The sequence below is a fragment of the Lactiplantibacillus brownii genome (assembly GCF_031085375.1).
Taxonomy (GTDB): Bacteria; Bacillota; Bacilli; order Lactobacillales; family Lactobacillaceae; genus Lactiplantibacillus; species Lactiplantibacillus brownii.
In genome coordinates, this window is sequence record NZ_JAVCWF010000001.1 from 2,199,408 (window position 1) to 2,224,018 (window position 24,611).

At 45.6% G+C, this 24,611-nt stretch carries 16 protein-coding genes and 1 riboswitch; of the genes, 2 read left to right on the forward strand and 14 right to left on the reverse strand.

Translation table 11 applies throughout. The features are described 5' to 3' along the window. Nucleotides 1–23: 23 nt before the first annotated feature. Nucleotides 24–797 (reverse strand): ABC transporter permease, encoded by a 774-nt coding sequence (locus tag RA086_RS10420; protein ID WP_308703730.1) that lies wholly within the window; start codon nucleotides 795–797, stop codon nucleotides 24–26. Nucleotides 798–814: 17 nt separating this feature from the next. Beyond that, nucleotides 815–1,750, reverse strand: a complete 936-nt coding sequence (locus tag RA086_RS10425) for an ATP-binding cassette domain-containing protein (RefSeq protein WP_308704461.1) — start codon at nucleotides 1,748–1,750, stop codon at nucleotides 815–817. Nucleotides 1,751–1,899: 149 nt separating this feature from the next. On the opposite strand from RA086_RS10425, the gene RA086_RS10430 reads away from it, so the two are divergent. Next, nucleotides 1,900–2,418, forward strand: a complete 519-nt coding sequence (locus tag RA086_RS10430) for a MarR family winged helix-turn-helix transcriptional regulator (RefSeq protein WP_308703731.1) — start codon at nucleotides 1,900–1,902, stop codon at nucleotides 2,416–2,418. 49 nt (nucleotides 2,419–2,467) lie between these two features. Here RA086_RS10430 and addA read toward each other — a convergent pair whose 3' ends face one another. From addA to RA086_RS10490, 12 genes are all read right to left on the reverse strand, one after another. After that, a complete protein-coding gene (addA, locus tag RA086_RS10435) occupies nucleotides 2,468–6,226 on the reverse strand; it encodes a helicase-exonuclease AddAB subunit AddA (RefSeq protein WP_308703732.1) in 3,759 nt (1,252 codons plus the stop codon). After that, nucleotides 6,219–9,806 carry a PD-(D/E)XK nuclease family protein gene (locus tag RA086_RS10440; RefSeq protein ID WP_308703733.1) on the reverse strand — a complete coding sequence of 1,196 codons (3,588 nt, stop codon included), beginning with the start codon at nucleotides 9,804–9,806 and terminating at the stop codon, nucleotides 6,219–6,221. The genes addA and RA086_RS10440 overlap by 8 nt, the downstream gene beginning before the upstream one ends. Before the next feature lie 584 nt (nucleotides 9,807–10,390). Then, a complete protein-coding gene (pyrE, locus tag RA086_RS10445) occupies nucleotides 10,391–11,029 on the reverse strand; it encodes an orotate phosphoribosyltransferase (protein WP_308703734.1) in 639 nt (212 codons plus the stop codon). Continuing rightward, complete coding sequence (pyrF, locus tag RA086_RS10450) at nucleotides 11,022–11,744, reverse strand: orotidine-5'-phosphate decarboxylase (protein ID WP_308703735.1); 723 nt, start codon at nucleotides 11,742–11,744, stop codon at nucleotides 11,022–11,024. The genes pyrE and pyrF overlap by 8 nt, the downstream gene beginning before the upstream one ends. Continuing rightward, a complete protein-coding gene (locus RA086_RS10455) occupies nucleotides 11,741–12,658 on the reverse strand; it encodes a dihydroorotate dehydrogenase (RefSeq protein ID WP_308703736.1) in 918 nt (305 codons plus the stop codon). Before RA086_RS10455 ends, pyrF begins: the two co-directional genes overlap by 4 nt. Nucleotides 12,659–12,677: 19 nt before the next feature. Then, on the reverse strand, nucleotides 12,678–15,854 hold the full coding sequence (gene carB, locus RA086_RS10460) for a carbamoyl-phosphate synthase large subunit (protein WP_308703737.1): 3,177 nt from the start codon (nucleotides 15,852–15,854) through the stop codon (nucleotides 12,678–12,680). After that, entirely contained in the window at nucleotides 15,847–16,941 is a 1,095-nt protein-coding gene (locus RA086_RS10465; RefSeq protein ID WP_308703738.1) for a carbamoyl phosphate synthase small subunit, read from the reverse strand. Before RA086_RS10465 ends, carB begins: the two co-directional genes overlap by 8 nt. Nucleotides 16,942–16,946: 5 nt before the next feature. Beyond that, complete coding sequence (locus RA086_RS10470; RefSeq protein WP_308703739.1) at nucleotides 16,947–18,230, reverse strand: dihydroorotase; 1,284 nt, start codon at nucleotides 18,228–18,230, stop codon at nucleotides 16,947–16,949. Next, complete coding sequence (locus tag RA086_RS10475; protein ID WP_308703740.1) at nucleotides 18,214–19,170, reverse strand: aspartate carbamoyltransferase catalytic subunit; 957 nt, start codon at nucleotides 19,168–19,170, stop codon at nucleotides 18,214–18,216. The genes RA086_RS10470 and RA086_RS10475 overlap by 17 nt, the downstream gene beginning before the upstream one ends. 146 nt (nucleotides 19,171–19,316) lie before the next feature. Then, nucleotides 19,317–19,871, reverse strand: coding sequence for a bifunctional pyr operon transcriptional regulator/uracil phosphoribosyltransferase PyrR (gene pyrR / locus RA086_RS10480; RefSeq protein WP_308703741.1), 555 nt, complete (start codon nucleotides 19,869–19,871; stop codon nucleotides 19,317–19,319). Between the two features lie 540 nt (nucleotides 19,872–20,411). Beyond that, a complete protein-coding gene (locus RA086_RS10485; protein ID WP_308701964.1) occupies nucleotides 20,412–21,305 on the reverse strand; it encodes an IS982 family transposase in 894 nt (297 codons plus the stop codon). Between the two features lie 113 nt (nucleotides 21,306–21,418). Beyond that, on the reverse strand, nucleotides 21,419–21,655 hold the full coding sequence (locus RA086_RS10490; RefSeq protein ID WP_308703742.1) for a helix-turn-helix domain-containing protein: 237 nt from the start codon (nucleotides 21,653–21,655) through the stop codon (nucleotides 21,419–21,421). 1,145 nt (nucleotides 21,656–22,800) lie between these two features. Between RA086_RS10490 and RA086_RS10495 the strand changes: the two genes are divergently transcribed. Next, on the forward strand, nucleotides 22,801–24,390 hold the full coding sequence (locus RA086_RS10495) for a PucR family transcriptional regulator (protein ID WP_308703743.1): 1,590 nt from the start codon (nucleotides 22,801–22,803) through the stop codon (nucleotides 24,388–24,390). A gap of 99 nt (nucleotides 24,391–24,489) precedes the next feature. Next, nucleotides 24,490–24,588, forward strand: a riboswitch (purine riboswitch). Nucleotides 24,589–24,611: the final 23 nt, after the last annotated feature.

Here is a 24,611-nt window from a genome sequence, read left to right on the forward strand (position 1 = left end):
TTCCTGATTGCTTGGCCTAAAGATTAATTTCGGTTATAAGCCCAAACCGTTAATGGCGCAAAGACTAGGACAATACCGCTACCAAATAGGATCACTAGCAACGCGGTATTGGTCAAACTACCGGTCGCTAAAATTTGTCGAATTGCCGTAATCACATACGTCACTGGATTTAGTCCCGCCATGAACTGCATAAATTTTGGCAAACTTTTAAGCGGAATAAACGCATTTGAAATAAACGACAAGACCAACATGGTAATCAGTGAGAAACTTTGAACCGTTGTGGCATTTTTGGCTAATAGGCCTAGCAAGGCGAATACCCATGACAACGCCCAGCCGGTAAAAATCGCGAGGGCGCCACTGACAATCACCCAGCCTAATCCCGCGGCTGGTCGCCACCCCATGACATAGCCGGTCGTTAAAGCAGTTACGGCTGCAATCACCAAACGCAAGACATCCGCAAATAACTGACCCGCTAACGGGGCAATATGAGCCATCGGTAATGATTTAAACCGATCAAATACCCCTGAATCCAGATCTTCACGAATCTGCGAACCAGAACCAGAAGCAGCCGAGAGCATTGTTTGAATCAAAATCCCGGGGACAATCGTTGGTAAATAGGCTTGCACCCCACCCGCAATTGCGCCACCAAACAAATAACCAAACATCAGCATAAATAGAATTGGCTGAATCACAACGTCCATAAATCGATCAGGATTATGAACGGTCTTTAACAAATTACGATACGCCATCGTTGCGGTATTCATCACTAAACTACCGCGGTGTGTTTTAACTTCCATTATGACACCTTTCCTTTCTAATTCTTACCTACTGTCAAATTCATGAAGACATCATCTAGCGAGGGTTCTTGCACCGTTAAATGCGTGATCACGATTTTGGCCTGTTGCAACGCGGTCAAAACTAGCCCTAATTGATCAACAGACCGAATAACCACGCTCAATCGTTGGCCGACCTGTTTCACCGTTGTTTTCAGCTGGGCATTTACCAATTTGATGGTCGTTGCCATTTGGCTGACTTGCGGCACCGTAAAGTTCAAGGTGGTTCCACCAACTTGTTGCTTTAACTCAGTCGGCGTCCCAATCTTGACCAATTTGCCATGATCAATCACAGCAACGCGATCCGCCAATTGATCCGCCTCCTCCAAATATTGCGTGGTCAAAACAATCGTTGACCCTTTCGCAACCAACTTACGGATGGTCGCCCACATCTGGTTACGGGTTCGTGGATCTAAACCAGTCGTTGGTTCATCTAAGAAAACCAGTGCAGGTTGCGTAATCAAGCTCACGGCTAAGTCCAAACGCCGACGCATCCCGCCGGAAAAGTTTTTTAAGGCCTTGTCTGCGGAAGCAACTAGCGAAAATTCCGTTAATAATTCTGTCGTCCGTTGTTTGGCGGCCACCCGTGATAAACCATTCAAACGGGCAAAAATCATCAAATTCTCACGCGCAGAAATGTCTTCGTCAACGGAAGCATATTGACCGGTTAACCCAAACATCGACCGCGCTAAGGAACCTTCTTTCACCGTATCATGACCAAAAATTTTAACTTGCCCTTGATCAGCTTTCAATAAAGTCGTCATCATGCGAAGTATCGTTGTTTTGCCGGCGCCATTAGGTCCTAACAACCCAAACACTTCACCTTGGGCGACATTAAACGAAACATCATCAACTGCGACTTTATCCCCAAAACGCTTCGTTAAATGACTCACTTCAATTGCTTTTACTACTGTCATCATTATTCCCTCTTACGTTTAAAATTTAATCAGGCTACCTGAACAAAAACATTATAAGGCCCCCTGATTAATTTTTCAAGGATTTATTCAGGCTCCCTGACTGTTTTTTCTCAAAACAACCCGTATAATACCTATAGGAGGCCGAAAACATGCCTAATTTAACTAAACAAAAAAACGCTGCCGGCAAGCTCATCGAGTTTGGTATGGCGCGTCATGTTGCGGATGATGTAGTCCATCATGGTCATTCTGATCACGGTGAACAGCAGTTGCTATTTCAAGGTCAAGGAAAAATATTACTAGCGCTATCACAGACTGACGGTCTATCACAGAAAGAATTAGCCACGCGCTTAAATTTGACCGCACAATCGACCGCTGAATTCGTTAACAAACTCGTAAAAAAACAATTTGTCACAAAGGAAAAATCCACTCAGGATCGGCGAATGACCATTATTCGTTTAACCGACCGCGGTAGAAAAGCCGCTACTAACGAAACTGCCAAAGTTCCCGAATTTTTAACGGTGCTCAACGATGAAGAACTCGACCAACTAACTGCGATTCTCACTAAAATTAACACCAGTTTGTACGATGAAATCAATGCGGCCAATCCCACCTGGTTCGACAAATTCCATCAAACCATCACTGATCACGTCCGTGATTGGTTTCTATAGACCACAAAATAGCCCTCCGGAAAAAAATCCAGAGGGCTATTTTTGGTACTTATTTTTTTGTAGTTGGAACAGGAATTAAGGCTTGCTGCGTTAATGAATATAAATATTGACTGATTACCGGTTTGGGTGCATACATTGACGCTAAAGCTGCGGCATACAAATTGACTTGCCCAGCGTACCGTTCTAGTAAGGCCTCCGGTTGCTTAACGTGATCCGTCTTATAATCAAACAAAATCAGACCGGTTGGTGTATCCAAATACCCATCAATAATCCCATGAATTAAGATTTTATTCGGATCATCCAGCTTGAAATCATCAAATAAGCGCCAAGCTGGCATCAATAGTGAGAATGGGACTTCTCGACGGACTCGACTAGGCGTCGCCAAAATCTGTTGACCTAACTCACTGGCATAAAAGCCAACCACCGATGTGACATCAATTAGTTTTGCCACCGGTGCCGTCAAAACCTGCTTCATCACTAACTCAGCAATTGTGGTCTCAACGACTGCCGTGGTGACCGGCGCATCAAGTGGCAATTGTTCTAACACTAGATGTGTGGCACTTCCGACTTCCGCCCCCGTCGGCGTTTGCGCCGTTTGCAGAAATTGTGGCGTTGCCAAGTAGTCGGTCACATACCGACTACTTGGCCGTGATTGTTGGACACTGATGGTCGGATTGGCCTGCATTAACGGCGTATCAGGATCTTCAAAGAGTCGTTTGACTTCCGAAACCGATTGATAAGCCGTCGTTTCAGTCGCCACTTGTGCTGGATAGTGGAAATTCATGATTTTTTGAATTTCGGCCTGAGTCGCCTGATCCACATCGAGATCGATTTCAGCTTCCACTAACTCAACTGCACTAGGCTGCTTTTCCGGTGCCATCTGTGGCTGAATTGCCGTCTGCCCAACTGATTCGGGATCACCTAATTCAAGCGTGAGTTTCGTCTTGTCGTCAGCAAGCGAGAACGCTGGCGTTTCACCGTCCCAATAATCTTTGAAATCAGGATGCCGAATCAGTGTCATTCCTAACCAATCCAGATCACTCTTAGCCGTAATTCGCGCTTGGTCATCTAAAACTAAGTGCTCATCATTGAGGACTCGGCGCCACTTTTCTGTTGCACTTTCGATTGACTCAATCGTGCCCACTAAATACAATTGCTGTTCTGCCCGTGTGACCGCGACATAGAGTTTCCGCATTTCTTCTGCACGTAATTTTCGACTCACGACTTGTTGCGTCATCAATCGTGGTAAGGTTGGGTATTTGACTCGAGTCTTCGGGTCCAAATAAGTAATCCCGATGCCAGCCTCACGATCTAGCAAAGCCGATTGCCGCGTATCCGTCTGATTAAATTGTTTATCTAAGTCCATGATAAAGACGACCGGATATTCTAGCCCTTTACTGCCGTGAATCGTCATCACGCTCACAGCTTCCGTTTCAGTCTCCGAGACGGCTTCGGCTAAGTCTTGATCCTTTTCTTGCATCCGTTTGATAAACCGGACAAATTGAAATAGCCCTTTAAAGCTCCCCGTTTCATAAGCATGTGCGCGCTCATATAAAGCGTTCAGATTGGCTTGACGTTGCTTACCAGCTGGCATCCCACCAACATAATCCAAAAAACCCGTCCGTTCATAGATTCGCCAAATTAATGTTACCAATTGATTCCGGCGTGCTAAATCACGAAACTCAGTCAATTGCGTCATAAAACGTTCGATACTGGCATAAATCTGATCCCCATAAGCGTCATGCGGACGCGTTGGATAAGCCGCATAGAAATCTTTGAGTGCTTGGAAATAATCACTGGTTTTATTTTGAATCCGCAAATAAACTAATTGATTTTCGTCCAAACCAACTATCGGTGACCGTAAAACTGCCACCAACGGAATATCCTGATACGGATTATCAATAATGCTCAGTAACGACATCATAATACGGATTTCCGTCGTTTGAAAATAGTTTTGAGCATCATTGACCACGATTGGAATCTGTAATCGCTTAAAGATATCAATAATTGTCAAATTATGATTCCGGGTCGGCACTAATAATGCGGCATCACTATATCGAAACGGCCGATAAACCTTATTTTTTCGATCATAAATGGGCTTGTCCATGGCTTTCAGCGCTAAAATTTTCTGCGCCACCATCGTGATACTGCCGGCCGACAAATCATCAATCGAAAAGTTATCCGGATCAGCTTCCGTTTCATCTGGTGTGACGCCAGCTTGATATAGCAACAAACTCGTGGTTTGGGCTAAATCTGGCGGATAGTCTTGGGGACCATACTTTAGTTTGGCCGCTTCGTCGTAATCAATTTGGCCGACTGGCGCATCCATTAATTGACTAAAAATCAAATTTGCTAAATGGTCCACGTTAGCTACCGAGCGGAAATTTTCCGCTAAAACGATGCGGTCGCCGTGATCAGGATGTTCCCCATAATCCTGATATTTATGCAAGAACAACAGTGGGTCAGCCAGTCTAAACTGATAGATCGACTGCTTAACATCGCCAACCATGAACATATTGCCAGGGTCTTGACGAGCTAATAGTTGCAGGATAGTTTCCTGTAAACTATTAATATCTTGATATTCATCGACCATCACTTCATCAAATTGTGCACGCAGTTGGCTTAACGCCCCACGTCCACTATCATTTTGACTGGTCAAAATTTGTAACGTTAAATGCTCCAAATCACTAAAATCAAGCACATGGCGTCGCCGCTTTTCAGCGGCAAAAGCGGTTTTAAAGCTCAGTGTTGCGCGGACCAGTGCCGTCACCAGCTTGGCTGAGCCAGCCATGATGGTTAAAACTTCCTTTTCATCCGCCGCAAAATAATTCTCATTGAGCTGTTTAAATTGATCCTTCACCGTTTGAACCAATTGACCGACTTTAGCAGCCGCACTCGTACGGAGTGGGTCATCCTTATAAATCTTCTTCATACGACCAAATTTAAAAGTCGCACACGCTTCACGACACTCATTCCAACTGGCGGTCGTGAGTTGCGCCGTAAACTTAGTCAAGGCCTGCTGCGCGTCAGTAATGGCTTTAATCGTCTTATCTTCTAATTCACCCGCCTGAGCCGCTTGCAAGGCTTGAGCTAAGTTAGTTTGCATCGTTTGGCACGTTTGCACTAATAACGGCAGTAACTGGGTTTGATAAAATTTCGAAGCGGTCACCGTTGACGTTTCAATGACATACGTCGCCGGCAATGCTTGCAACCAGGCCTCCGGATCTGGCGTCGATTGCGCAAAGTCAAAGAGCCGCATAATCAGGGCACTTAACCCATCATCACTACGATCATTAGAAAAGTTTGCCGTTAAACGCGCAAACTGCTGGCCGGCTTCACCATAGAGTTGTTCACGGACCTCACCCCACACTTGATCACGAATCAACAGGCCCTCGGTGTTGTCCGTTAATAAACGAAAAACAGGGTCTAAATCAATTACATAATAATATCGTTGAATCAGCCGCAAACAGAAAGCATCTAAGGTACTAATATTAGCGACCCCCAGCAAATTCAATTGTTGGCGCAAGCGTTGCACGGCAGGAGACGAACTCGCCTGATCCGTTTCCTGCTTCAACAACTCTGAAATTTTAGTATTCAACTGATCTTCCAACTTTTGCTTCATATGCTTGGCAGCCAGGTTTGTAAACGTCACTACTAATAGTTGGTCAATAGCTGTTCCGGCCGCTAACTTGCGCATGATGCGCTCAATCAATACCGTTGTTTTCCCAGAACCAGCCGAAGCTGAAACTAACAAATTATTATGCTGTTGCGCGATGACTGCTTTTTGACTCGCTGTAAAATTAGTCATTCTGAATACCTCCCGCAGCAATTTTTGCTAAAACTTCACTCGGTGTGAGTGGTTGTAGATCATGGTAATTGTTCTCAGATAGCATCGCATCAAATTGCATAATCGCTAAATAAGGTGAATATTGTAATGCCGTCGTTTTATCGGTCAAACGAACCGGATTTAACGCTAATGAGCCAGCAAAAATTGCTGCTGCCGCGTTAATGATCAATTGTTGATTATGCGTAATCAATTGCGTTAATTGTGCTTCGGTAACCAACGAAGGTGTGCGAGTGTTGGCATGATTATATTCTCCCGAAGCCTTACGTCTAAACGGATAAATTTTAGAGACGCCACTCTGTTTCTGGAGATCTGTATCTAATTTTTCTAATAGCGTTGGATCATCCAGTAAAATGCCTTTATACTTATTGGCTTTTAGCATGGCGGCTTCAAAACCCGTTTTGACATCACTCGGTTTGAGCGTTGGATTTTGGATATGCATGTACAATGCGCCAGCTAACTTTACCTTGGCCTCTGGATCAGCCACAATTGTATGTTCATTACGCAACACCGCATCCAAATAGGTCAGCATTTGCATGGCAATGCCGTAGTACGCTTCTTGAAAATCAAACCGATGGACAGATGACTTGTAATCCACAATACCTAAGAAGCGTTGGTCAGCAACCTGAATTTGATCCAAACGGTCAATCTTGCCACGGACATGCACACTATGTTGGGCATCTACTTGAAAATCTAAGGCTTTCAAACCGTGTTCCTTGCCAACATTCCCGAATAACAGTTCCGTTTGTTCTGGTTGGGCCGCGGACCGTTGACTCTGATTGCGAATCGCACGCGCAATTTGACTGACCGTATTGATCAGCTGTTGCCGCAAATACGCCATCCGATTGGAACTTGATAGAATCATAAATTGTGGTTGGGCCAAAACTTCAGTCGTAATCTGACCCAAATAATGATCCAACTGGCCATCATCTAAAGTACCTAAACTTAAATGATCCGCACGCACGGCCTTGACCAAGCCATCCAAAACGGCATGGAAGAATTCCCCGGTACTAGCTGCGGATAATTCAAAAACATCGCGCTCTCGTAGTTTCAAGCCATACTTTAAAAAGTAAGCGTACTGATTCCGATAAAATTCTTCCAGTTTAGAAATGGATGTATAGATTTGATTGCCATATAGTGCTTTGACCGATTCAGGCTTCAAGGGCACCGGAATGTTACGGTAGCTTAGACCAGCCAACAATTGTTGTGCTAAGGCCCCAAATTCTGGGTCATTAGTCAGCTGCCGCCGCAACCAAACCCAGACTGGTGCAGGCCGTAGTGCGGCCCCAACTCGGTTACGGTCCATATTGGTCGTCAACACTTCACGATAAACTTGAATCACATGCGTGATCGTCCGCCGCTTCGTGCCTACAAATGGCTTAATCGCCGTCACAGTTGGATCTGGTGCACTCAGATAGACTCGGGTTGGTAACTTAAAGTGTTGCTGAATCTGTTTAACATAATTTGAAAGTCCTAAATCAGTTTCCTGATCATCTTTTAAAGGCGCACTCAAATACAGCCGTTCAGTAGCATTCATGAAAGCTAAGTAGTTCAAACAGCGCTCATCACCTAACTGAATAACGGCAGAATCACTCAAATAGTGGTCCCCATCCAACTGATCAATAGCTGACTTTAAGGCCGATTTGTCGACATCACTCAACAAATCATTAGTCATGATTCGATCTGGCATGACTAAATCAGTCGCCCCAATCATGAAGACGATCTTTCGGTTTTGGCTTTGGACCATCCCACTTTCAGAAATCAGGACTTGATCTAATGTTGAAGGAATCTGTGAATAACTAGCCCCTTCAAAACCCGCCTGTAGCAAGGCTAAAAAGTCTTCACTTTTGAAAGCTGACGACCCTAGCAACGTGACAAATTCATCCAGCATATTGCAGAAAGTTTGCCAGGTCTGTTCAGGTTCGGCTGCCGCCGCCACATCTTGATGATCGAGTGCCTGATCACGCCAAGCCAATAATTGCTGATCCACACCATGCTGTGTCAGAAAGTCAAACAAATCTGTGGCTGCCGTCCGACCATCTGCGGCCTTAGCCAATTTTTTGAAGAACGGTGGGAAAATTTGGGCCACAAAATGATGAATTAAGTTAATTTGCTTTGAAATAGCGACATTCTCATCCGTTTCAACACCCGCATCGCCAGCTGTAAATTGGTAATACTGCCAATCAGCTTTTTCTAACCAACGCCGACCAGTATAGCCACTCTTTAGAATGAAGTTTTCGGTGAGATCTACTGCTTGGCGGTAGGCCTGACGTGACATGACCTGTCCGTTAATGACTGGTAACAATAATTCAGTTTTCAAGACACGCATGACATCTCGATATTGATAATGTTTAGCGTCCAAATCAAATAACGCACTGATTAATTCAACGAGTGGATGGTCCGCCATCGCACGTTGTAGATCGACAAAATAAGGTACTTGTTGGGTCTGAAAGATTGGCGCCAGCATCGTTTGGTAATTGGTCAAATGCCGTGTAATCACTAGAAAATCTTGATAATGATAGTTACCCGTCGTGACCAATTGGCGAATTTGCCGAGCAACTTGGGCTAGTTCAGTCTGCCGATTATCCGTTCGAAAAATTTGTAAATCCGTATTCTGTGGTTCGTAGCCACTCGCGTGTTGTGGCTGACCGCGCCAATAATCATCTAATGCGGCTAATCCTGGTGTCACACGCGATGTTTTAACTTTAATATCCATACCAACATGGATCTGACGCACTTGGGCGTACTGAAACAACCGATAATATAAACGCCCGGTCTGATAAAACAAGCTACCATTTTCAGGGAGTTTTTGCGTGACTGCTTTATCTAACATCAGACTGATCGTCACTTGGGCGCCGCGTTCCAACATTGTTGTAATGAGGGCTTGTTGTTGCCCAGGTAGCTGCGCAAAACCGGCTAATTCCAAATAAACGTGCATCTGACTGAGATCGCGATGTTGTAAATAGTTATTCAGTTCGGCCAACACATCCGCTGGCTTCAAATATTTACCGGCCGTGGCGGTCACAAAATCACCGTAGACAATCGCTAAATCATGCAACTTCGCTTGTAGATCACCGGCTGGTGCTTGCAACGCTAACTGGGTGACATCTTCTGGGGCCAAGTTAGCCGTTTGGAGTTCATTGATTTCTTTGGCTAACTGGGTGATAAAACCCGTTTGGGAGACTTCACCGCCAAATAATCGTAGTTCGTCCGCGTGTGCCCGCAAAATTCGGTACAGCAACATATCAATCCCAGCCGCGGATAATCGTGGCACTTGATAAGCGGCCTCATTTTTCATGAGATACCATGCCAACCGCGTAAATGAAAAGACTTGGACTTGGGTTTGCGCATAAAGTTTGTCTTGTCCGGCAGCTTGTGCCAACCGATTTAAGACATCAACTTCGGTGTCGAATTTGATATGGTTCGGCACTAAATAAAAAAATTGGTCATTAGACTGAGCAGTGCTTAAGGCTTTCACCAATTGTTGCACCATCACTTGACGATGATCGACCTGAGCGGGTCCCAGCACAAATTGTAAACTCACGGCAATTCCTCCTTTAATCTGAACAAACGTTCTATGTAATTATGTCTCATTATCGCATACTTAACTGAGCAAAAAAAGGCGACGTTATCGACCAATTTTTCCATTTTTTTAAACCAACTTACACGCCTAATTATCCACGTTGCCACAAGTCAGCAGCCAGCATCATAACCACTAACCCTCTCAGCCTAGCAAAAAAAGCTGACAAGCCACGTCATTTCACGAGGCTTCGCCAACTTTTTTTAAAATTAAACTAGGTATTTATGCGCATCTGCTTAACTCACCGCTCCGATTGGTCAATAGTCCTGATACCAATTGGTGCATTAAGCGTACCAATATCCTTTTGGTTGTTAACACTGTTTGACGTCGGAGTGGACCAGCCTGTTTGCCGTGTCGAGACACTTAGCTGGGTGATTTTCCCAGGTTAGTGTCTGGCCGACTTTTAAGACACGGGCTTCGGCTTAAAAGCGCCCTGCAGACCGCTTTTTGGCTGCAGGTCTGCCTCCACGGCGAACGTGCTGGTCCACGGAGACGGACAATCAATGACTTATTTTAATAAATACGAACAATAAAAGTTTTCTAGAATTTTAGTGTTCCGCGCCCCAGCTGGCTGGATTTTGCCGCCAAGCATGGAGTGACGCTAAGTCATCATCAGTAATTTCATTGGCCTGCCGAGCGACTTCAATCAAGGTCGTATAATTCGTCAAACTAAATAAGGGTAATTTTGCTGCCGCAAAGTTCGTCGTTGCAGCGGCCAATTGATAACTAAAGATCGACCCAACGGCTTGGATGTCGCCGCCTTCAGCTTGTACCGCTTTGGCTGCTTGCAGCACACTGCCCCCCGTTGAAATCAAATCATCGAGCATGACGACTTTTTCACCAGGCTTAAAGACGCCTTCGATTTGACGACCAGCACCATGATCCTTAGGCTTTGAACGAACATAGATTAACGGTAATTCCAGAATTTGTGCAACCCACGCCGCATGTGGAATGCCCGCCGTCGCCACGCCGGCAATGACTTCGGTGTCTGGATATTGTTCGCGAATAATCGCTGCAATCCCTGTCGCAATGTGTGTTCGAACCGTTGGATACGAGATTGTCAACCGGTTATCAGTGTAGATGGGACTGTGCATCCCACTTGCCCAAGTAAACGGTTCATTTGGTCGTAAGGTAACGGCTTTTATTTTAAGTAGATCCGCTGCGATTGTTGCTGCAATTTTAGTCATTAGCTGCACTCCATTCTGTCATAATTTGTTGATACGCTTGCACGGCATCTGTGGCCTGCGTGATTGGCCGACCGACCACTAGCCCATTACTACCGGCTTGAGCGGCCGCAGTCGGTGTCATCACGCGTTGTTGATCATCGGCAGCCGCCGTAGCTGGCCGAATACCTGGGGTAATCCCAATAAAGTCCGAGCCAACTGCAGCATGAATGGCCGCAACCTCTTGCGCTGAACAAATCACGCCATCACAACCACTGGCTTGGGCCAGTTCTGCATAATGTACCACGCTAGCTTGCACCGTTCCAGGAATTTGCTGATCCGTATTTAGCATCGCTTGATTCGTCGACGTTAATTGTGTAATCGCCAATAATTTTGGTGCTGGTAACCCTTTTTCAGCCGCACCGGCAACCAATCCACGTTTGGCCGCCGCTAACATCACATGTCCACCAGCGGCGTGAACCGTTGTATAGCGCACACCCAAACGACCAATGACGCGCATTGCGGATTCAACTGTATTCGGAATATCATGTAATTTTAAATCTAGGAAAACGGCATGCCCACGAGCCACAATAGTCTGCACGATCTGTGGCCCCGCCGCATAAAATAGTTCCATCCCGATTTTAACGGTTAACTTGGCTGTCGTCGGAAACTGGTCTAAGAAGGCCAAAGCTCGCTCAGCAGTCGGAAAGTCTAGGGCAATAATAACTGGTCGACTCATCCTTGGACCTCCGCAATCAAACCACTTAAACTTTCAATGTCATACTTATCCATCGCCGCAGGTAACCCGGCAATAATGTCGGTACAAGCAGTGGGATGACCGTACGTGGCCGCCCCGACTTCAACTGCATTGGCACCTGCCAAATAGAATTCAAGAACATCCGCGGGAGTGAAGACCCCGCCGACCCCAATAATCGGTAATTTTGTTTGCTGCCGCACTTGGTGAATCATCCGTACTGCTAACGGATGGATCGCTTTACCAGACAAGCCACCCGTTCCATGTGCTAAGATCGGTTGGCGCGTCTTCAAATCAATCCCCATCCCAGTCAACGTGTTGATCATCGTGAGTCCAGCCGCACCACCCGCTTCAGCAGCGGCGGCGATTGGCACAATGTCCGTCACGTTAGGCGTTAGCTTCATAAACACGGGCTTATCGGTCACCGCCACAATGGCTTGCGTCAAATCCTTGACCAGTGTTGGATCTGTACCAAAAGCCAGCCCGCCATGATCAACGTTTGGACAAGAAATGTTGATTTCTAATAACTTAACGTTGGCAGCGGTCGTCATCTTCTTAGCCACCGCAACATACTCATCAAAGGTACTTCCAGCCACACTGCCGACAATCGGTAAGTCAGGATAGTTTGCAGCTAACCAAGGCAACTTTTCAGCTAGGACATTGTCAATGCCCGGATTCTTCAACCCAATCGCATTTAACCAGCCAGCGGTCGTTGGTGCCGTCGTTGGCCGTGGATTACCTTCTCGTGGTGTTGCCGTAGTCGATTTAATAACGAGCCCACCAAGTGCGCCCAAATTGAGTTGCTGAGCCATCGTTTGACCATATGCGGCGGTCCCGCTTGCGGGCATCACCGGATTTTTTAACGTGACACCAGCTAAATTCACTGCTAATCGTTCCATGTCGAGCCCCTTTTCGTGTTTATAATGCCTGCGTGACGAATGATTGTGATTCTAAGACTTGTAAAATTGCTGCAACGGTATCAAGTGCGGTGAATAACGGAATGCCATGCGCAATCGAAGTGTTTCGAATCAACGCGCCATCATCGGCGGCATGTTCTTCATCCGAGACCGTATTGATGACCACTTGGATCTGACCGGCTTCCATTTGATGTAACAAATCATTTTCACCCGTCGCAATCTTATCCACGACACTCACCGGTAAATGATGTGTGGTTAAATAAGTCGCAGTACCGCTCGTGGCAACCAATTGATACCCTAAAGCATGGAATCGTTGTGCGAGTTTCAAAGCTTCGGGCTTGTCGTCATCACGGACCGTCAATAAGATATTCCCATGATTTGGCACATGTAATTTAGCGGCTTCAAAGGCTTTGTATAGTGCCTTAGCCATTGTTTGATCGCTACCCATGACTTCCCCGGTGGACTTCATTTCTGGTCCCAGCAAGCTGTCCACTTGGTTCAGTTTAGAGAAGGAGAAGACGGGTGCTTTCACATGGACCAGTTGACCCGTTGGTGCTAAGCCATCTTGATACCCTTGACTCGCTAACGATTGTCCTAAAATGACCCGGGTTGCCACTTGCGCCATCGGAATGCTGGTCACTTTGCTTAAAAATGGAACCGTCCGACTAGCTCGTGGATTCACTTCAATCACATAAACTTGTTCTTCATGAATGACAAATTGGATATTCATCATCCCGATACAGTTTAAACTGATGGCTAACTGCTTCGTGTATTTCACGATCTGACGTTGGACATCCGCGGACAATGATTGTGGCGGATAGACGGCCATGGAGTCACCGGAATGGACCCCGGCCCGTTCGATATGTTCCATGATGCCTGGAATTAAGACTGTTTTACCATCACAGATGGCGTCAACTTCACACTCTTTGCCGACTAAGTAACTGTCGATCAATACCGGATGATCATGCGACACTTTGACCGCATTATGCATGTAGTAGTCAAGGTCAGCCTGCTTTTTAACGATTTCCATCGCGCGCCCACCGAGCACGTAACTTGGCCGTACTAAGACGGGATAACCGATTTTTTCAGCAATCTTCAAAGCCGTGGCTTCATCACTTGCTGTATCCCCAGCCGGTTGCGGAATCTTCAAGGACTTAATGACTTTATCAAATTCATCACGGTCTTCAGCGCGATCCACATCCGTCACACTTGTGCCTAAAATTTTTACACCGTGTTCCGCGAGTGGTGCGGCTAAATTGATCGCCGTTTGCCCCCCAAATTGCACGATGACACCAGTGGGTTGTTCGAGGTCGATCACATTCATGACATCTTCAATCGTTAATGGTTCGAAGTACAACTTGTCAGAAATCGAGAAGTCCGTCGAGACCGTTTCAGGATTGCTATTCATAATAATCGCTTCATAGCCGGCTTTTTGAATCGCCTTCACTGAATGTACCGTGGCATAATCGAATTCGACCCCTTGACCGATACGAATGGGTCCCGAACCGAGCACTAACACGGATGGTTTCTGCGAGACTAAGCTTTCATTTTCAGTCTCATAGGTGCCATAGTAGTATGGCGTGGTTGAGGCAAATTCGCCCGCACAAGTATCGACCATTTTATAAACGGGGACCAATTGATGGGCTTTGCGGAATGTCCGCACACCATCAATGGTTTCATTCCAAAAGTCCGCGATGGTTTGGTCCGCAAAGCCGTTTCGTTTTGCGGTCGTCAAGACTTCTAAATCGTCCACATGAGTCTTCAACTCGTCCTCAATTTCAATAATGTGCAATAACTTATCTAAGAAAAACAAATTGATTTTGGTGAGTTCAGCGATTTTCTCAATCGTATACCCGCGGCGAATCGCTTCGGCTAAGTAGAATAACCGATCATCTTGCGCATGAATTAATTTATCACTCAAAGTATCATCATCGACGTGCGCCAAAGCGGGTTCATCAATATACGTTACCCCGATTTCAAGGGAACGAACGGCCTTTAGCGTGGCTTCTTCGATGTTACGACCAATCGCCATGACTTCACCGGTGGCCTTCATTTGTGTCCCTAAGCGCCGATCCGCATGAGTAAATTTATCAAAGGGCCAACGTGGAATTTTACAAACGACGTAGTCCAAAGCGGGTTCAAATTCCGCATAAGTCGTTCCAGTGACCGGATTCTTGATTTCATCTAAGTGCAGACCAACCGCAATCTTAGCAGCCATCTTGGCAATCGGATAACCCGTTGCCTTGGAAGCCAACGCTGAGGAACGGCTGACCCGTGGATTCACTTCAATAACATAGTAATTGAAACTATTCGGATCTAAGGCCAATTGAACGTTACAGCCGCCTTCAATCTTCAAGGCGCGGATAATTTTCAACGAAGCATCACGTAATAGTTGAACTTCCCGATCCGCCAAAGTTTGAACGGGGGCGTAGACAATCGAGTCACCGGTATGAATCCCCACTGGGTCGAAGTTTTCCATGTTGCAGACCACCATCGCGTTATCAGCGGCATCTCGCATCACTTCAAATTCAATTTCTTTATAACCAGCAATACTTTGTTCGATCAACACTTGAGTCACTGGTGATAAGGACAACCCATTTTCGGCGATGGTTCGCAGCTCAGCTTCCGTTTCGGCAATCCCACCACCGGTTCCTCCCATGGTAAAGGCTGGGCGGACGATGACCGGATAACCAGTCTTAGTCGCAAAGGCCACCGCTTCTTCAACGGTATAAGCGATCCCAGAGGCGGGGACGGGTTCACCTAACTTTTCCATTAAGTCTTTAAATTGTTCCCGGTCTTCAGCTTGATCGATTGCACTCAGCTTCGTCCCTAACAATTCAATCTTAAGTTCTTTTAAAATACCCGACTTGGATAATTCCATTGCCATGTTTAGGCCTTGTTGTCCACCCAACGTCGGTAGAATAGCATCTGGATGTTCTTTTCGTAAAATTTGGGAAACAAACTCCAACGTAATGGGTTCCAAGTAAACTTGGTCGGCAATCTCTTTGTCCGTCATGATCGTCGCTGGATTAGAGTTCACTAAAACGACTTCGTAGCCCAGTTCTTTCAAGGCCAGACAAGCTTGCGTCCCAGAATAGTCAAATTCAGCCGCTTGACCAATGATAATAGGACCAGAACCGATCACCATGATCTTATGAATATCTGTGCGTTTAGGCATTGAAATTGCTTCCTTTCCGGGCCAATTGGTGGGCCGCCATTAAATCAATAAATTCATCAAAAATATGATCAGCATCATGTGGACCAGGAGCGGCATCCGGATGATACTGCACCGAAAATGCGGGATAATTACGATGACGGACGCCTTCCACGGTGCCATCATTAATTTCTTCATGGGTGATTAATAAATCTGTTTTTGCCAAGGACTCGCGATCCACTGCATAGCCATGATTTTGTGACGTAAAGTCAATCCGACCTGTCGCAATCTCACGAACCGGATGATTGAACCCGCGATGGCCAAACTTCATTTTGAAAGTATCGGCACCATTCGCTAAACAGAACAGTTGATGGCCGAGACAAATCCCGAATAGCGGCACCTGCTTTTCAACTTCGCGAATCATCTCTTGCGCGCCTAAAACATCTTTCGGGTCGCCAGGGCCGTTGGTCAGCATAACGCCATCGGGATTGAGTTCCAGAATTTCACCCGCAGTCGCATGATACGGTAGCACCGTTATGTTACAGTGCCGCTTGGCCAATTCACGCAGGATCGAGTGTTTCAGACCAAAGTCAACGACCACGACATTGGGACCAGTCGCCGGATTAGGATACGCATTATTGGTCGAACTCTCAGCAACCACCGCTTTATTCAAAACAGTGGCCTTTAATTGTGGCACCGTTTCCTGGGTGACTTCATCCACGATAGTTGCTTTCATGGCACCCTTTTCGCGAATATGTTTCGTGACCGCCCGAGTATCAATATCGGCGATACCGGGAATATCGTTTAATTTTAAGTAGTCGTCCAAAGACATTTCGCTGCGCCAATTGCTCGCTCGGCGCGCTAATTCATGCACCACCACGCCTTTACAAGTTGGCTTGATGGATTCATGGTCATCACGATTAATCCCGTAATTACCAATTAACGGATAAGTAAACATGAGGATTTCGCCATTATAAGATTGATCGGTAATTGATTCTTGATAGCCGCTCATCCCAGTGTTGAACACGAGCTCGCCAATCGTGCCGGTAGTGGCGCCAAAACCCGTTCCCGGGTAGATGCTGCCATCCGCTAATACTAAATATCGTTTCATGCTTGCTAGTCCTTTCCATAAACGACTTGGCCGTCAACCAGCGTCATTAAGACGTTGCCGTAGACGTGCCAGCCGATAAACGGTGAGTTGTGGCCTTTTGATAACATCGTTGCGGCCTTAATTTCATACTCGTGGTCAAGATCAATAATGGCTAAATCCGCCGGCATCCCTGGCGCTAATCGCCCAGCTTGGTCGAGGTCAAATAATTGTGCTGGCTTCGTACTCATTAAGTCGATCAATTGACTTAGCGTGAGGAGCCTTGTTTTAACCAGCGCGGTATAGAGCGTGGCAAAAGCCGTTTCCAAGCCCGTAATTCCGAAGGCAGCCGTCTTCATGGAGCCACTCTTTTGCGCATCCGTGTGAGGGGCGTGGTCGGTCGCAATCATGTCGATCGTCCCATCTAACAATCCCGCAATTAACGCGGCGCGATCCTTAGGTGAACGTAACGGTGGATTCATTTTCAACATCGGATTATCCAAGGTAATATCCGCATCCGTCAGTAATAAATGATGCGGCGAGACCTCACAAGTGACATTGATACCGGCGCGCTTCGCATCACGGATCACCCGGACACTTTCGGCAGTTGAAACGTGGCAAACGTGATAATGGACGCCACTGGCTTCGGCCAATAAAACATCCCGCGCAATTTGTGACGATTCCGAAATGCCCATGATTCCTGGCAAACCTAACTTGTCCGCCACTGGGCCAGCGTTCATCACGCCACCCATCGTTAAGGAATCATCTTCCACGTGAGCTGCCAAGGTCAAACCGGCTTTAGCCGCCCCACACATGGCACGATACATCGTGCCTGCCGTTTGAACACCGGAACCATCGTTACTAACCGCAAAAGCCCCGGCTTGTTTGACCCCTTCAAAGTCGACTAACTCATCCCCCTGCCGATTTGTCGTGATACTGGCATATTGTGCTACATGGACGTGGGCTTTAGCCGCGTTTTCAGCGACCATCAGCGCAATTTTAGCCGGCGTATCGGGAACTGGATCGACATTCGGCATCGCCCCAATCGTGGTAAACCCACCGTGGGCGGCGGCTAGCGTCCCCGTTTCAATCGTTTCTTTTTCAGTCAGACCAGGATCGCGTAAGTGCACATGCACATCAACGAGTCCCGGTGTGACAAAACGATCCGCCGCGCAGATGACATGATCCGCCGCGCCATATTGTTGATTCAGATCATGACCGATGGCTTTGATCTTACCGTCCTCAATCAGAATATCTTTAGTTGTTAATTGTTCCGCGTCTAAAACACGTGCATTTTTAATTAAAGTTGACATTTGCGGCATCCTCCAATTGTTGGGCATCTAATAAGCCTCGTTGAACCAAAATGTGTGCGACCATCGCCATGCGCATATACATCCCGTTCGTCATTTGCTGGAAAATTCGTGATTGTGGTGACTCTACTAAATCGCTGGCAATCTCAACGCCCCGGTTGACGGGCGCGGGATGCATGATAATCGCTTGCGCAGGTAATTTTGCGGCGCGCGCTTTAGTTAAGCCGTACCTTTCGTGATAAGTCGTTGCATCGAACGCTTCATTGTTTGTTTGCGTAAGCCGTTCGTGTTGCACCCGTAACAACATCATGACATCAACTTGACCAACTAAGTCATCGATGGGCAAATACGTGCCATACGCCGCAAAATCATCGTTGAACCACGCTGCGGGACCACTAAAGTAGACTTGAGCCCCCAGTTGCGTCAGGAGGCTCATATTCGAACGCGCCACCCGTGAATGTTGTAAATCACCGACAATCGCCACCTTTAAGCCGTCAAAGTGGCCGAATTCCTCATAGATCGTCAACATATCCAGCAGTGATTGTGACGGATGTTGACCGCTGCCATCACCGGCATTGATCAAACTGATCGGCAACTTGGCATCCAGTAGTGGTTGATAATAGTTATCTTGCGGATGACGGATGACTGCCAGATCGACCCCGATTGCTTGGATCGTGCGTAAGGTATCTAACAAACTTTCACCCTTCGTGACCGAACTCGTTTTTGGGTCGAACGGAATCACTTGCATCCCTAAACGCCGTTCCGCCATTTCGAAACTGGTATGGGTCCGCGTGCTATTTTCGAAAAAGAGATTCATCGCATAGGCTGGCCGCTTTAACTGCACCGTTAAGCCCTGCTTAAACGCTTGAGCTAATTTGATGAAATGAAGCACATCTGGATTTGAGAATTGGTCCACACTCACAATATAATTTGTTGCTTGCATCTTTGCGTCTCCTTAGGTTTTAAAAAAAGTCTAACCACCGTGCAAAAAATATTTGCAAAGAGGTTAGACTCCGATTAAGCGGCCACGCATGGCCAAACCGTTTCGTTCCTCTCTGGAAACAATTAAATGGTTAGTTATTCAATTTATCATTCTAATTTTTCAATAGAAATCCCGTCATGGCCGTCATGTTCTTCTAAGGCGACATTGACTTGTTCATCTAAAGCAGTTGGAATATTCTTCCCAATAAAGTCAGGACGGATTGGTAATTCACGATGGCCCCGGTCAACTAAAACAGCCAGAGAAATCTTGGCGGGACGACCTTGGTCCATTAAGGCGTCCAAAGCGGCCCGGACAGTGCGACCAGTAAACAGCACATCATCAACTAAAATGATATGTTTGCCGTTGATATCAACGGGAATTTCTGCACCCTTTAATTCCGCCTGACCTTGCACATCAATCGCATGGTGATCATCACGATACAACGTAATATCCAACGAACCAACCGGCACATCCACGCCTTCTAATTGTTTCAAGCGTTGCGCCAAACGTTGGGCTAAAAAGATCCCACGGGTCTTGATCCCGATAAAGACTAAGTTCCCGACCCCTTTGTTCTGCTCGATAATTTCATACGTGATCCGCGTAAGTGCGCGGCGCATCGTCATTGCATCAACGACTTCTCGTGCCATGTTAGTCAGCTCCATTTCCGTTTGATGTCCACCAAGAGGAAGAAAAAAGAGTCCCCCGTTTTTTCCTGCGAAAAAGCTGGGAGACTCCTAGTTACCGTTCCCCTTATTAGCCTCACAGGACTAATTTAAAGGTGCTGTTTAATTGAAATAAGTGTAACCAAATGTTGCATGACTGTCAAGGAAAAATCAGTGAAAGTCACTATTCTAGTAATTTCCAGCACGCCGATGCCATCATTGTTAAAATGACGCATTAATTGTCCGTCTCCGTTGACCAGTACGTTTGCTGTGAGGCAGACCTGCAGCCAAAGCTCGGTCTGCAGGGCAAACGAACTGGTCCACTCCGACGTTAAATAGTGGTTCGAAAAGCTACGATGCACTAGAAATGATATTTATAGCTAATTTGATAGCAACTTGTAAGAAAATTAAGCCTAGTCAAGAATGTAAGTTAACCGTAAACGCATGATTCAGCTAAAACTGATTTTGAGTTCTACTCCAAGTGCAGACGCAAGTTTAGATAACGCGTAGTGCTAGTTCCGTAATATTTCTAGTGAAGCACTAATTTATGCTAAGTCCGCTTTTACCTTGAGCTAGATTGCTATGAACCTTGATAATGTTCCATAAAAATAGTGCCGCTAATCGGCTACCTAGGCCGATTAGCGTTCGGGTTCCAGGATGTTCAAAATGGCCAACGATATTCAAATTATTAAAACCTGTTTCAATATATCGTCGTTGATTTTTTAGAAATGAGGAATTTATATGATCTGTTTTCCTCATGTTCTTTCGCAGTGGAAACCAGAAGTTGATTCCTTGTGATTTTAATCGTTCTTGAAGCTTCCGGCTCAAGTATCCGCCGTCTGCTAAGACTTGATGAGCCGGTGCTTCTCGTAAAAGCTCTTCAACTGGTTTTCTATCATCAACGTTTGCTGGTGTCAGTTCCCAGTTCACAAAATAACCGTCATTATCCATCACCGCATGTAGCTTGAAGCCATAATAATATAGTTGCTTGGTTGCGTTATAGCCTTTATGAGCTACACCTCGTAAGACTTTTGCTTGATTACTTCGTCTTGCTGAGACCAAAGTGATTGGGGCACTATCAATGATTTCATAAGTGCTGCCATGCCGATATCGCTTCAATAGATACTGACGGATCAACTTCATTATTTGAAGAAGGTCGCGACACCGACGATTGTAACGACTTCGTTCTGGAACAACCACTCCGGAAGCCGCCAAAGTTTGATGGAAGTGGGTTTCTGAAGGGTCACGTAACGCTATTCGCGCAAGCATACAAGCGATAATCGTGACGTCATTAACTTTTAGTTGACGATAATTTTGACGAAAACGAAATCTTTTTGGCAATAGTTGGTAAATTGGTGTAATTATTTTGATGAATTCTTGGACGGTTGCTTGAATTAAATTGAATTTTGGGATAGCTTTAAGGAGGCCTTGCATTTACGGTTCTTCTTTCTGGGTTTAGTCACCTTAGAAGCTACCGCAAATGCGGGCTTTTTGCATATAATTTGATTTAATCAATGAACTATCCGACAAATGTTACAAGACTAGCACTACGCGTTAGATAAAGTGTCAATACTAGTATTCGAACCACGTTCAGTTCTGGCAACTGTTGACTGTGGTAACCCAGCCTTGAAAGCAAGCGCCTTTTTAGTCATCCCAGCCCGTTCCCGTGCTTGCATCACCGCGACTGCAATGGATTGCTTGGCTACCTCAGCATCATATCCTATCTTGAATTCGGGATCTTTTAGTGCTTCCTTTAAGAAGTCATCTAATCTTATTACTGTCATGATCTACTCCTCCTGATAGTCTTTTAAAATCAAATAGACCTACTGAATCCGATTTTTGGGTATCTTCTTCATGAAACTTATGAAAAGCCATCATATAGTCATCGATGGCAAGAAACTATATTCTGTCTGATATTATCGTCATTCTTTAATCTTAATTCAAACCAAACTTAATGTGACGATGAGAATAAAATAACCTTCTTCTAAAATCCGAGATTGCATTCTCATCAGTAAATCTGTAAACACAAGTAATCATTTAATTGAAATAATCTGACTCCTATGGGATGACGACTTCGGTTGGTGAAATGCCCATCTATAGCCTGCTTTGTTTGCTAGACTAAAGCTGATTGAATCGTCTAAATATTTTGCAATTGAGGTTTATATTATGATGAGAAAAAGGTTGAAAGTTAAAAATTGCCGGTCTGCACCACTACGTCAACAATCCGGTAATGAAAACTAGTCGACTACTGCCGTTTCCGGTTGTTGCCGATAACATGCGGACGAGGGACCGGTTCAAGCCATAGAAACGTCTTGAACCTCGCCCGGAAACTTTGCCAAAGCCGCAAATCTCCCGGACCGTCCGTGGTGTAAGACCGGCAAAAGAACGCCGGTCAAACACTACCTGCACGTCCGATGCTATCAGCAACAACCTCCAGCTAAGTCAGTAGCTATTTATGCTTAGCGGAGTCAGTCAAAATCGGTGTGCGGTGTCGACGAGATTAATCGGCGTTCTTGGCTGACTAATCTCACGGGGCAATTCAAAGACGTGTTTTGTCGGCTTGGAATTGAGGCGTCAGACCGTACCTTGGCTGGCGCCGTCCCCCACAGCACACCGATTTTGACTGACGGAGCGCTAAATTTAGGTAAGTCTATTTTAGGCTTATGGGTTACCGATACGACAACATTTGTGGTGCTTTTGAGTCTTTCAACCTTTAGATTTATAGCTAAAAACGAAAAAGCCACTAAATGTTCACTGCCAAATTATTGACACCTAATGACCAACAGATACGGCTTTAAAATTTAGTTAATAAGTAATATAGTTGATCAATTAATATTTCTTTAACCTTTTTCTCATTTAATTATAGTCAAACTGCCAAATTATCGGTATACTACTTGTGAAGGATAACTAATTCTAGGGGGGACGTGCCATGCGTTTACAGACATTATTAAATACGCCATCAATGCGTCAGATGCGGGTAATCGCGGGTGAACGTGGGCTCAATCGGGAAATCAACAATATTGGGATGATTGAATCACCTGACATTGCGGACTATTTGAAAGCCCATCAATTTCTGATCACCAACGGCTATCCTTTCATCAATACGACTACGGACCCAACAGCCTTGATCACAGCAATGCAGGCCGCTAATTGTGCCGGACTAGGCTTTAAAGACCAACGTTATTTAGATCACATGCCGCAAGCAGTGTTGGACTTAGCCGACCAACTTAACTTTCCAATTATTGTGACGCCAGCCGACGAATTGATTTCAGAAACGATGCGCAAAATGCTCACCATTATTTTAAAATCACAGACTGACGAGCTAAGCCATATCGTCAAAGTTAATCAAACCCTAGCCGACTTCTTATTAAAAGATCCGTCACACGCAACCGTACTGAATAAATGTAGCGAACTCATCGACCATCCACTCTTTTTAATGGACAGCCATTTTCGAGTCGTGAGTGCGTCACAAACGTTGCCCATGACTCGCGATAGTCTCACCGATTATTTGCGCAATCAGACTCATATTGACTATTTCAAGCTACATACGCGCCTAAATTTAACCTATCACGGCCAAGCACTCACCATCATTCCGCTATTCTCGGCTTATAAGGAAAATAAAGCCTTTGTCGGCGTACTCCAACTGGATGCCGACAACTCGACTGATCAGATGCTGACCCAAGTCGTCATCAATACCTTAAGTTTCGTGAACAGTCGGGTCGACATGTTGAACGAATCTGCCTTCCGAAATCAAAGTGGTTTCTATTTGAATGTCATGGATGGCGGCATTTCCAACGACCTCGTGAACAAGACACTCAAAGCTCGTCAGATTGAACCAACGACTAAATTTCACTGTGCCACCATTTTAGTGACGACCCATCATCAAACCCTGCTCAGTAACCAATTGTTGGAACAAGTCCAACAACTCACACTCTGGTTTATCAAGGAGTATCAAACGCCAGTCATTGCCTTTTCACTCAAACAACAACTGGTCCTGCTGATCAATGACGCCCAAAATGCCCAACACTTTTTAACCGCACTCGTGGACTTTATTCAACCCAAATTGGATAAACAAGCTCGCTTAATTGCTGGTTACAGCTACTCAACTTTACCACTTACGGAACTCGCAACGATTTACAATGAAGCTGCCGAAGCCTTGGCGTTGAGCCAAAACAGTCCACATGCGGTGACAATCTATCGGCCGAAATACGTCAAAGAATTAATTTCCTTAATACCGGAAAATGAAGCAAAGTCATTCGTCGAACGTGTCTTAGGCGGACTAGTGGGTGGCGTCAGCGCCAATGAGCAATTGAATTTATTGAACACGCTCTATGGCTACTTTTACTACCATCAAAACATTGCCGAAGTTGCCGGCCATTTATCGATTCATCGTAACACCGTGATTTATCGTTTAAAGAAGATCGAAAAAATGTTAACCCTGAATCTCGATGATCCTGAACAGACTCAAACGTTAGAAATGGCCGTCCTTCTTTGGCATAATCAAGTCAAACAAAAGTGAACGTTTACATTTTCGGGACGAGTAAAGTTAGCTATTTCACGAACATTAATTTGTTCGATTCTCATTGTCTTCGGTTTTCATCTATGTTAAGATTATCCCATTCAAATACGAGTGATTGCCTATATAATGTCATGATATGGATGACGAGTTTCTACCCAGCGCCGTAAACGCTGGACTATAAGCAGACGAGGACATCCCGTTTGCCGGGGTGTCCTCTTTTT

What these genes read in the sequence shown, in the direction of transcription:
- RA086_RS10420 (WP_308703730.1), bottom strand. Translation starts at nt 797, where the DNA reads ATGGAAGTTAAAACACACCGCGGTAGTTTAGTGATGAATACCGCAACG.
- RA086_RS10425 (WP_308704461.1), bottom strand. Translation starts at nt 1,750, where the DNA reads ATGACAGTAGTAAAAGCAATTGAAGTGAGTCATTTAACGAAGCGTTTT.
- RA086_RS10430 (WP_308703731.1), top strand. Translation starts at nt 1,900, where the DNA reads ATGCCTAATTTAACTAAACAAAAAAACGCTGCCGGCAAGCTCATCGAG.
- addA (WP_308703732.1), bottom strand. Translation starts at nt 6,226, where the DNA reads ATGACTAATTTTACAGCGAGTCAAAAAGCAGTCATCGCGCAACAGCAT.
- pyrE (WP_308703734.1), bottom strand. Translation starts at nt 11,029, where the DNA reads ATGACTAAAATTGCAGCAACAATCGCAGCGGATCTACTTAAAATAAAA.
- pyrF (WP_308703735.1), bottom strand. Translation starts at nt 11,744, where the DNA reads ATGAGTCGACCAGTTATTATTGCCCTAGACTTTCCGACTGCTGAGCGA.
- RA086_RS10455 (WP_308703736.1), bottom strand. Translation starts at nt 12,658, where the DNA reads ATGGAACGATTAGCAGTGAATTTAGCTGGTGTCACGTTAAAAAATCCG.
- carB (WP_308703737.1), bottom strand. Translation starts at nt 15,854, where the DNA reads ATGCCTAAACGCACAGATATTCATAAGATCATGGTGATCGGTTCTGGT.
- RA086_RS10465 (WP_308703738.1), bottom strand. Translation starts at nt 16,941, where the DNA reads ATGAAACGATATTTAGTATTAGCGGATGGCAGCATCTACCCGGGAACG.
- RA086_RS10470 (WP_308703739.1), bottom strand. Translation starts at nt 18,230, where the DNA reads ATGTCAACTTTAATTAAAAATGCACGTGTTTTAGACGCGGAACAATTA.
- RA086_RS10475 (WP_308703740.1), bottom strand. Translation starts at nt 19,170, where the DNA reads ATGCAAGCAACAAATTATATTGTGAGTGTGGACCAATTCTCAAATCCA.
- pyrR (WP_308703741.1), bottom strand. Translation starts at nt 19,871, where the DNA reads ATGGAGCTGACTAACATGGCACGAGAAGTCGTTGATGCAATGACGATG.
- RA086_RS10485 (WP_308701964.1), bottom strand. Translation starts at nt 21,305, where the DNA reads ATGCAAGGCCTCCTTAAAGCTATCCCAAAATTCAATTTAATTCAAGCA.
- RA086_RS10490 (WP_308703742.1), bottom strand. Translation starts at nt 21,655, where the DNA reads ATGACAGTAATAAGATTAGATGACTTCTTAAAGGAAGCACTAAAAGAT.
- RA086_RS10495 (WP_308703743.1), top strand. Translation starts at nt 22,801, where the DNA reads ATGCGTTTACAGACATTATTAAATACGCCATCAATGCGTCAGATGCGG.